The organism is Streptomyces sp. NPDC048650, from assembly GCF_043199095.1.
In the GTDB taxonomy this organism is placed as follows: domain Bacteria; phylum Actinomycetota; class Actinomycetes; order Streptomycetales; family Streptomycetaceae; genus Streptomyces.
In genome coordinates, this window is sequence record NZ_JBICVM010000009.1 from 323,328 (window position 1) to 334,209 (window position 10,882).

2 protein-coding genes (1 of these 2 running past the window's edge) are annotated in these 10,882 nt (G+C 74.0%); both read left to right on the forward strand.

The features are described from left to right. Positions 1-9,825, forward strand: partial view of a type I polyketide synthase gene (locus tag ACGFML_RS25975; protein ID WP_393547525.1) — the 3' portion only. Its footprint begins 18,723 nt before the window's first position; the window shows 9,825 of its 28,548 coding nt (coding positions 18,724-28,548); the start codon falls outside the window, past its left edge; the stop codon is at positions 9,823-9,825. Positions 9,826-9,836: 11 nt separating this feature from the next. Next, positions 9,837-10,882 (forward strand): beta-ketoacyl synthase N-terminal-like domain-containing protein (locus ACGFML_RS25980; protein WP_393547527.1); only part of this gene is annotated, 1,046 nt, incomplete at its 3' end.

Consider the following 10,882-nt stretch of genomic DNA (forward strand, 5'->3'; position numbering starts at 1 on the left):
CCACTCGCCCTCACCGCCCTGCGGCAGGCGATCGAGCACGATGCCACGACGCTGACGCTCGCGGACATCGACTGGCAGCGATACGCGGACGTGTTCGCCGTGACGCGCCCCAGCCCCTTCATCGGCGACCTGCCCGAACTGCAACGGGCCACGCGGCCCGCCGGGACACCGGAAGCCGCCCTGGGGGCACCCGCTCTGCGCCAGCGCCTCGCCGGGCTCTCCCCGGCCGCGCGCCCGCGCTTCGTCCTGGATCTGGTACGCACCCAGGTGGCGGCGGTCCTCGGACACACCGGCACCACGGCCATCGGCGCCGAACGCGCCTTCAGCGACCTCGGGTTCGACTCGCTGACCACCGTCGAACTGCGGAACATCCTCATGGCCACCACCGGCCTGAAGCTGCCCGCGACCCTCGTCTACGACCACCCGACCCCGACCGCCCTCGCCGACTTCCTGCTCGCCGAACTCCTGGGCGCCCTGCCCGAGTCCGGCACCGGCACCCCGGCCCTCACCGGCCGCACCGCGGACGACGACCCCATCGCCATCGTCGGCCTGAACTGCCGCTTCCCCGGCGGCGTACGGTCCCCCGAGGACCTCTGGCAGCTGCTGAGCCGTGGCGAGGACGCGATCGGCGGGTTCCCCGCGGACCGCGGCTGGGACCTCGACGCCCTCGCCCGCGGCGCCTCCGCCACCCTCGAGGGCGGATTCCTCGACGGCGTCGGCCTCTTCGACGCCCCCTTCTTCGGCATCGCGCCCCGCGAGGCGCTGGCCATGGACCCCCAGCAGCGGCTGCTGCTGGAGACCTCCTGGGAGGCGTTCGAGCGCGCCGGAATCGACGCGACCACCCTGCGCGGCAGCCGCACCGGCGTCTTCGTCGGCACCAACGGCCAGGACTACGCCACGCTCCTGCGCCAGGGCACCGCCGACGTACGCGGCCATGTCGCCACCGGCAACACCGCCAGCGTCATGTCCGGCCGCCTCTCCTACGCCTTTGGCCTGGAGGGCCCGGCCGTCACCGTCGACACCGCCTGCTCGTCCGCCCTGGTCGCCCTGCACATGGCCGCCAACGCCCTGCGCAACGGCGAGTGCACCCTCGCACTGGCCGGCGGCGTCTCGGTCATGTCCAGCCCCGACTCCTTCACCGAGTTCACGGTCCAGGGCGGGCTGGCCCCCGACGGACGGTGCAAGCCGTTCGCCGACGCGGCCGACGGGACGAGCTGGTCCGAGGGCGTGGGCGTCCTCCTCCTGGAACGCCTCTCCGACGCGCGCCGCAACGGCCACGACGTATGGGGCATAGTGCGCGGCACCGCCGTCAACCAGGACGGCGCGTCCAACGGACTGACCGCGCCCAGCGGACGGGCCCAGCAGCGCGCCATCCGCCAGGCCCTCGCCGACGCCGACCTCGCCCCCGCCGACGTCGATGTCGTCGAGGCCCACGGCACCGGCACCACCCTCGGCGACCCCATCGAGGCACACGCCCTCATCGCCGCCTACGGACCGGACCGGCAGCGCCCGCTGCTGCTCGGCGCCGTCAAGTCGAACCTGGGCCACACCCAGGCCGCCGCCGGAGTCGCCGGCACCATCAAGGTGCTCCTGGCGATGCGCCACGGCGTCCTGCCCGAGACCCTGCACCTCGACTCCCCGTCCTCGCACGTCGACTGGACGGACGGCACGGTCTCGCTCATCACCGAGCGGCAGACCTGGCCCGAGACCGGGCACGCCCGGCGGGCCGGCGTCTCCGCCTTCGGCGTCAGCGGCACCAACGCGCACGTCATCATCGAGCAGGCGCCGGACGCCGAGGAGCCGGTGGCACCGGAGCCCACCACGGTGCCGGGCATCGTGCCCTGGCCGGTGTCGGGCAAGTCCGAGGCCGCGCTGGCGGCACAGATCGAGCAGGTCTCGGCGCTGAGCGGCCCGTCACCGGTCGACGTGGGCCACTCCCTCGCCACCGGCAGGGCGTCGTTCGCCCACCGTGCGGTCCTCGCGGCTGACGGAGAGGGCGTACGGGAACTCGCACGCGGCGTCGCCCAGGAAGCCGACGGAAAGCTCGCGGTGTTGTTCTCGGGTCAGGGTGCGCAGCGAGTGGGGATGGGTCGGGAGTTGTACGGCCGGTTCCCGGTGTTCGCCGAGGCGTTGGATGCGGTGCTGGCGCACTTCGATGCCGGGTTGCGGGATGTGATCTTCGGTGATGCGGAGGGCCTGGACGAGACCGGGTTCACTCAGCCGGCGCTGTTCGCCGTCGAGGTGGCGCTGTTCCGGCTGGTGGAGTCCCTGGGTGTGCGGCCCGACTTCGTGGCCGGGCATTCGATCGGCGAGATCGCGGCGGCGCAGGTGGCCGGGGTGTTCTCGCTGGCGGACGCGTGTGCGCTGGTGGCGGCTCGGGCGCGGCTGATGCAGGCCCTCCCGGCCGGTGGCGCGATGGTGGCCGTCCAGGCCGCCGAGGATGAGGTCAGGCCGCGTCTGGTGGACGGTGTCTCGATCGCTGCGGTCAACGGTCCGGAGTCGGTGGTGATCGCGGGAGAGGAGTCCCCTGTTCTGCGGGTCGCCGGAGAGCTGGCGGCCGAGGGGCGCAAAACCCAGCGCCTGTCGGTGAGCCACGCCTTCCACTCGCCGTTGATGGAGCCGATGCTGGAGGAGTTCCGGCGGGTGGCCGAGGGGCTGTCGTACGAGGCTCCGCAGGTCCCGATCGTCTCGAACGTGACGGGGCGGTCGGCCGCCGCGGAGCTGGTGTGCTCGCCCGATTATTGGGTGCGGCATGTGCGGGAGACCGTGCGGTTCGCCGATGGCGTGCGGGCGCTCGAGGCCGAAGGCGCTTCGGTCTTCCTGGAGTTGGGTCCCGATGGCGTGCTGACGGCGATGGCCCAGCACACCCTGGACGGCACCGCGACCGCCGTTCCGGCCCTGCGCAAGGACCGGCCCGAGGAGACCGCCCTGCTCACCGCCCTGGCCCACCTGCACGTCGCGGGCGTCGGGGTGGACTGGAGCGCATGGTTCGCCGGTGCCGGCGCCCGCCGAGTCGACCTGCCCACCTACCCCTTCCAGCAGGAGTGGTACTGGCCGGACGCGGCGCCCGCAGGACACCTGCAGGACGGCCCGCAGGATCCCGTGGACGCGGAGTTCTGGGACGCGGTGGAGCGCGAGGACCTCTCGTCGCTCTCGGACAGCCTCGCACTGGACGACGCCGCGCTGTCGGCGCTCGTCCCCGCCCTGTCCGCCTGGCGCCGCAAGCGCGTCGAGCGCTCGACCGTCGACGGCTGGCGCTACCACGTCACCTTCAAGCCGCTGACCGGCACCGCGCCCGGCACCCTCGCCGGACCGTGGCTGGCGCTCGTCCCGACGGGCGGCGCCGACGACGAGTGGACCGCCGCCGTACTCGCGGCCCTCGGCGAGTCCGCCGTCACCGTCGAAGCCGACCCGACCGACCGTGTCGCGCTCACCGGACTGCTCGCCGAACTCGGCTCCCGGGAAGGTGAGTTCACGGGAGTGGTCTCCCTGCTCGCGGCCTCGTATGCGGACGCCCTCCCCGCCGGACCGGCATGGCCGGACGAGGCGGTGGCGGCACTGGCGGACGCCGGAATCGACGCCCCGCTGTGGTGCGTCACCCGCGACGCGGTGTCGGTGGGCCGCTCGGAGACCGAGGTCGGCGTCGCCCAGGCGGCGGTGTGGGGGATCGGCAGGGTCACGGCCCTGGACCACCCGGACCGCTGGGGCGGCCTGGTCGACATACCGCAGGTGCTCGACCGGCGCTCGGCCGAAAGGCTCCGCGCCGTACTGTCCGGCACCGGCGACGAGGACCAGGTGGCGCTGCGACCCTCCGGCGTCTTCGGGCGACGGCTGGTGCGCGCCACGGACGACACCCCCGTGACCCCGTGGCAGCCGACCGGCACGGTCCTCATCGTCGGCCCGGCGTCCGGAACCGGCGGACACTGCGCCCGCTGGCTCGCCGAACAGGGCGCCCGGCACCTGGTGCTGGCCGACCCCGCCGCATCCGACACGGCGTGGCTGCGCGACGAACTCGACGCCCTGGGCGTGCCGTTGACGGTGCTCGACTGCGCACCGAACGACGGCGAGGCGCTGCTGACCGCACTCGCCGCGCTCCCGGCGCAGGAGCCGCTGACCGCCGTGGTCTTCAGCGACGGGCCGTCCGACGCCGACGGAGCCGCCACTGCCTTGGCCACGCTGCGCGCCGATGTGGAGAGCCTGGCGGCCGTGGCCGAGGTGGCGGCCGTCGACCGCCCCCTGGACGCGTTCGTCCTCTTCTCCTCGATCGCCGGGTCCTGGGGTGCCGGAGGCCGGGGCATCGAGGCGGCGGCAGGAGCCCAACTCGAAGCCCTGGCACGCCGGTTGCGCACCCGCGGACTGCCGGCCACGGTGGTTTCTTGGGGCGGCTGGGCGGACACCGTCTCCGACGGTCTGACCGCCCACCTGAGGGCCAACGGGCTGCCCGCGATGGACCCCGCGCGGGCCCTCGCCGCGCTCGCCCGCTCCCTCGGAACCGACGCCCCCGCGGTGACGGTCGCCGACGTACGGTGGGACCGGTTCGCGCCCGCCTTCACCCGCAATCGGCGCAGCGCCCTCTTCGCGGAACTACCCGAAGCCCGTGCGGCGTTGGCCGACCCGGGAGGCGCCGTTCCGGGCACGACGGGTAGCGCGACCGGCCTGCGGGCCGAACTCGCCACCCGCCCGAACGCGGAACGCACCGAGGTCGTGCTGGCCCTGGTCCGTGCCCAGGTGGCCGCGGTGCTCGGGTTCGCGGACGCCGAGGCCGTACCCTCCGGCCAGGCGTTCAAGGACCTCGGCTTCGACTCGCTGACCGCGGTCGACCTGCGCAATCAGCTCGCCACCGCGACGGGCCTGACCCTGCCGGCCACCCTCGTCTTCGACTACCCCACGGCCGACGCGCTCGCCGCATACCTGCGGGCCGAACTCCTGGGCGAGGACGCGCAGGAACTCCCCGCGGCGGCGCGGGCGAAGGGCGCCGGCACCGCCGAGGACCCGGTCGTCATCGTCGGCATGAGCTGCCGCTACCCCGGCGGGATCCGCTCGCCCGAGGACCTGTGGCAGCTGGTGATGGGCGAGACGGACGCCATCGGCGGCTTCCCCGCGGATCGCGGCTGGGACCTGGACCGGCTGCTGCACGGCGACCGGGACGGCGGCGGTCGGACCGTCGCCAGGGAAGGCGGATTCCTCTACGACGTGGCGGACTTCGATCCCGGATTCTTCGGGATCTCGCCGCGCGAGGCGATGGTGATGGACCCGCAGCAGCGCATCCTCCTGGAAGCCACCTGGGAGGCGCTGGAGCGCACCGGTGTCGACCCGGCCGGGCTGCGCGGCGGTGACACGGGCGTGTTCATCGGCGGCGGCTCGGGCGACTACCGGCCCGAAGCGGGCCAGTTGGGCCACGCACAGACCGCGCAGTCGGCGAGCCTGCTCTCCGGCCGGGTGGCCTACCACTTCGGCCTGGAAGGTCCCACCGTCAGCGTCGACACGGCCTGCTCGTCATCCCTGGTGGCCCTCCACCTGGCCGCCCAGGCACTGCGCAACGGCGAATGCTCCATCGCCCTGACCGGCGGCGTGACGGTGATGTCCAGCCCGGTGAACTTCGTCGAGTTCGGGGAGATGGGCGCCCTCGCGCCCGATGGCCGCTGCCGGGCCTTCGCCGACTCCGCGGGCGGCACCGGCTGGTCGGAGGGCGTCGGCGTCCTCGTCCTGGAACGGCTCTCGGACGCCCGCCGCAACGGGCACGAGATCCTCGCCGTCCTGCGCGGCTCGGCCGTCAACCAGGACGGCGCCAGCAACGGCATCACCGCGCCCAACGGCCCCTCGCAGCGCCGTGTGATCCAGCGGGCGCTGGCCAACGCGGGGCTGGCGCCGGCCGACGTGGACGCGGTGGAGGCGCACGGCACGGGCACCACCCTGGGGGACCCCATCGAGGCGCAGGCGCTGCTGGCCACGTACGGACAGGACCGCGAACGGCCCCTGATGCTGGGGTCGTTGAAGTCCAACATCGGCCATACCCAGGCCGCCGCCGGTGTCGCCGGCGTGATCAAGATGGTGCAGGCCATGCGCCACGGCATGCTGCCCAGGACCCTGCACGTCGACCAGCCCTCGGCCCATGTCGACTGGAGTGCCGGCGCGGTCGAGCTGCTGACGGACGCGGCCGACTGGCGGCGGCCGGGCCGACCCCGGCGGGCCGGCATCTCCGCCTTCGGCGCCAGCGGTACCAACTCCCACGTGATCATCGAGCAGTTCGAGCAGTTCGAGCAGTTCGAGCAGCCCGAGCAGTTCGAGCAGCCCGAGCAGTTCGAGCAGCCCGAGCCGCCTGCCGGAACCGCACCCGCGGGGGAGACCCACGGCCCGCTGCCGGTGCCCGTATCGGCGGCCGCGCCGGAAGCACTGCGGGCCCAGGCCCGGCAGCTGCACGCCTACGTGGCCGCCCGGCCCGAACTCACCACCGCCGACCTCGCCCGGTCGTTGGGCACCACCCGCTCGGTCTTCGCGCACCGCGCCGCCGTCCTCGCCGGCGATCGCGACGACCTGCTCGGCGCCCTGGCCGCGCTCGCTGAGGGCCGCACCTCGCCGCAGGTCGTACAGGCAGCGGCAGCGGCCCGCCGTGGCAAGCTCGCGGTGCTGTTCTCCGGCCAGGGCACACAGCGCCTGGGCATGGGGCGGGAGCTGTACACCCGCTTCCCGGCGTTCGCCGAGGCATTCGACGCGGTGACCGCGCACCTGGACGCCGACCTGGAACGCCCTCTGCGGGACGTCGTGTTCGACGACGCGGAGCGGCTCAACGAGACCGGCTTCACCCAGCCCGCGCTGTTCGCCATCGAGGTGGCACTGTTCCGCCTGGTCGAGTCCTGGGGCATCCGCCCGGACTTCGTCGCCGGGCACTCGATCGGTGAGATCGCGGCGGCACACGTGGCCGGGGTCTTCTCCCTGCCGGACGCCTGCAAGGTCGTGGCCGCACGGGCCCGGCTGATGAACGCCCTGCCGACCGGCGGCGCCATGGTCGCCGTCCAGGCCACCGAGGAGGAGGCGACGGCGCTGCTGACCGAGGGAGTGTCGATCGCCGCGGTCAACGGGCCGCGGTCGACGGTCCTCTCCGGCGACGAGGCCGCCGTCCTGGGCATTGCGGGGAAGTTCACCGCCGATGGGCGCAAGACTAGGCGTTTGCGGGTCAGCCATGCGTTTCACTCCCTGCACATGGACGCCATTCTTGAGGACTTCCGACGGGTCACCCGGAGCGTGGACTATCACGCCCCGCAGATCCCGCTCGTGTCCCATGTGACCGGCGAGGCAGCGACCGAAGCGCAGGTGTGCTCCCCGGACTACTGGGTGCGCCACGTCCGCGAAGCCGTCCGTTTCGGCGACGGTGTCCGCACTCTCATCGAGCGCGGCGTGACCGCCTTCCTGGAGCTCGGCCCCGACGGAGCGCTGTGCGCCATGGCCCAGGAGACCCTGGACACCCTGCCCTCGCAGGCGATCACGGTACCGGCGCTGCGCGGGGACCGCGGCGAACAGGAGGCCATGGTCACCGCCCTCGCCCGGCTGTACGTCGACGGAGTCGGCCCGGACTGGGACGCCCTGCTCGAAGGGGCTGCCGGCGAGCCCCGCCGCACCGACCTGCCCACCTACCCCTTCCAGCACCAGCGGTACTGGCCGGCCAACCAGCCGGCCACCGACCCCGCCGCACCGGGCGGCGAGGACGACGGCTTCTGGTCGGCGGTGCGCGAGGCCGACTTCGCCTCGCTGGAGACGACACTGCATGTCGACGGCGACGCACTGGCCAAGGTGCTGCCCGCGCTCGCGGACTGGCGTCGCAGGCGTGGCGAGGAGAGCACCGTCGACGGCTGGCGGCAGCACATCACCTGGCAGCCGCTGACCCCGCAGCCGGCCCGCACTCCGGCAGGCACCTGGCTGGCCGTACTCCCGACCGGACACACCGACGACCCGTGGGCCGCCGACGCCGTCGCCGCCCTGGGCCCGGACACCGTATGCCTGGAGGCGCCCGGCCCCGACCGCGCGGCGCTCGCCGCACGGCTGCGCCGACTGGCCGCCGACGGGCACGAGTTCAGCGGAGTGGTGTCCCTGCTCGCCCTCGCCGCCGCTCCCCGGCAGGGTGCGGACGCGCCCGAGGGGCTGGCCCTGACCACCGCCCTGATCCAGGCGCTCGGCGACGCGGACCTCGCCGCACCCCTGTGGTGCGTCACCCGCGGCGCGGTCGCCGCCGCGCCCTCCGAGCCGGTACCCGGGCTCGCCCAGGCCGCCGTATGGGGGCTGGGACGGGTCGCCGCCCTGGAGCACCCGCAGCGCTGGGGCGGTCTGATCGATCTGCCCGACACCCTCGACGAGCGGTCCACGGTCCGCTTCGCCGAAACCCTCGCAGCCCCCGGCGGCGAGGACCAGATCGCGATCCGGCCCGCGGCCGCCCTGGGCCGCCGGCTGGTACCCGTCCCGGCCGGGCGCGGCACTCGGGAGTGGAACCCCACCGGCACCGTCCTGATCACCGGCGGCACCGGAGCGCTGGGCGCCCACGTCGCCCGCCGCCTCGCCGAGGCGGGCGCCCGGCACCTGCTGCTCCTCAGCCGCCGGGGCGCCGACGCCCCCGGCGCGGACGGACTGCGGGCCGAACTCACCGCACTGGGCGCCGAGGTCACCGTCACCGCCTGCGACGTCGCCGACCGCGACGCGCTCGGCAAGGCCCTCGCCGGGATTCCCGACGGGGCACCCCTGACCGGCGTGATCCACACGGCGGGCGTCCTGGACGACGGTGTCCTCGACGGCCTCACCCCGGACCGCTACGAGGCCGTCTTCCGCGCCAAGGCCGCCTCGGCCCTGGCCCTGCACGACCTCACCCGGGACCTGGACCTGGCCGTGTTCGCCCTGTTCTCCTCGTCCTCCGGAGTGGTCGGCAACGCCGGCCAGGCCAACTACGCCGCCGCCAACGCCTTCCTGGACGCCCTCGCCGAACAGCGCCGGGCCCAGGGCCTGGCCGCGACCTCGATCGCCTGGGGCGTGTGGGGCGGCGGCGGAATGGCCGACGGCCACCGGGCGGCCGACGTGGCCCAGCGCATCGGAATCCGCCCGCTGGACCCGGACCTCGCCGTCGTGGCGCTGCGCCGGGCCGTGATGGACGGGCGGCCCACCGAAGTCGTCGCCGACATCGAACGCGACCGGTTCGTCCGCTCCTTCATCGCCGTACGGCCCAGCCCGCTCCTCGGCGAGCCGGCCGTCGCCGAGCACGGCGCGGCGGGGGTCAGCGGCGAGGAGACCACCGGCGACGCGCTGCGCGAGAAGCTGACGGGCCTGCCGCCCGCCAAGCGGTCCGAAGCCGTACTGGACCTGGTCCGCACCCGGGCCGCGGCCGTACTGGGACACCCCACGGCCGACGCCGTGGGCGCCGACCGGGCGTTCCGCGACCTCGGCTTCGACTCCCTCAGCGCCGTCGAACTGCGCAACCGGCTCGGCGCCGCGACCGGACTGACCCTGACCGCCACGCTCGTCTTCGACCACCCCAACCCCGCCGACCTGGCACACCACATCCTGAGCCTGCTCGTCCCCGACGAGGAGCCGGGGCAGGGGGCCGGCGACGGCGACCTGGACTCCTCCGGCATCAGGGCCCTGCTCGCCTCCGTCCCCATGAGTCGCCTGCGCGAGATCGGCGTACTCGAACCCCTGATGAAGCTCGCCGCCGAGCAGAGTGCGGCGTCCCACGGCGAGGCCGTCGCCACCACGGCGGCAGACGCCTTCGACGACTCGATCGACGCGATGGACGTCGCCGACCTGGTGCAGGCGGCACTCGACGGCAATTCCTCCCACGAGCGCTGAAAGAGCGGACCATGACCACATCCAGTGAAAGCGTCGTCGCGGCCCTCCGCGCCTCGTTGAAGGAAGCCGAGCACCTGCGCCGACAGAACCACAAGCTCGTCGCCGCGGCCACGGAACCGATCGCGATCGTCGCGATGAGCTGCCGCTACCCCGGTGGCGTGCACTCGCCCGAGGACCTGTGGGAGCTCCTGACCGCGGGCAAGGACGCGATCGGCGCGTTCCCCACGGACCGCGGCTGGGACCTGGACGCCCTGCGGGACGCCGGGGTCGACCAGCGCGGCAACGCCGTCAGCCAGGAGGGCGGCTTCCTCGACGGTGCGGGCGACTTCGACGCGGACTTCTTCGGGATCTCGCCGCGTGAATCCGTCACCATGGATCCACAGCAGCGGCTCCTGCTGGAGACCTCCTGGGAGGCGATCGAGCGGGCCGGCATCGACCCGGTGTCCCTGCGCGGCAGCCGTACCGGCGTGTTCGTCGGCACCAACGGCCAGGACTACGCCTATCTGCTGGTGGGCTCCCTGGCCGATGCCACCGGCGACATCGGCACCGGAATCGCCGCCAGCGCCACCTCCGGTCGGCTGTCCTACACGCTGGGCCTGGAAGGCCCGGCGGTGACGGTCGACACGGCCTGCTCCTCGTCGCTCGTGGCCCTGCACACGGCGACCCACGCCCTGAGGGCCGGTGAGTGCTCACTCGCCCTGGTCGGCGGCGTGAACGTCATGTCGTCCCCCGGTTCCCTGATGGAGTTCAGCCGGCAGGGCGGCCTTGCGGCGGACGGGCGGTGCAAGGCGTTCGCCGACGCGGCCGACGGCACCGGCTGGTCGGAAGGCGTAGGCATCCTCCTCGTCGAGCGCCTGAGCGATGCCCGCCGCAACGGGCACCCCGTTCTCGCCGTCGTCCGGGGCTCGGCCGTCAACCAGGACGGTGCCTCCAACGGTTTCACCGCGCCCAGCGGGCCGTCGCAGCAGCGGGTGATCCGGCAGGCCCTGGCCGGCGCCGGGCTGTCGGCCGGTGATGTGGACGTGGTGGAGGCGCACGGTACGGGTACGTCGCTCGG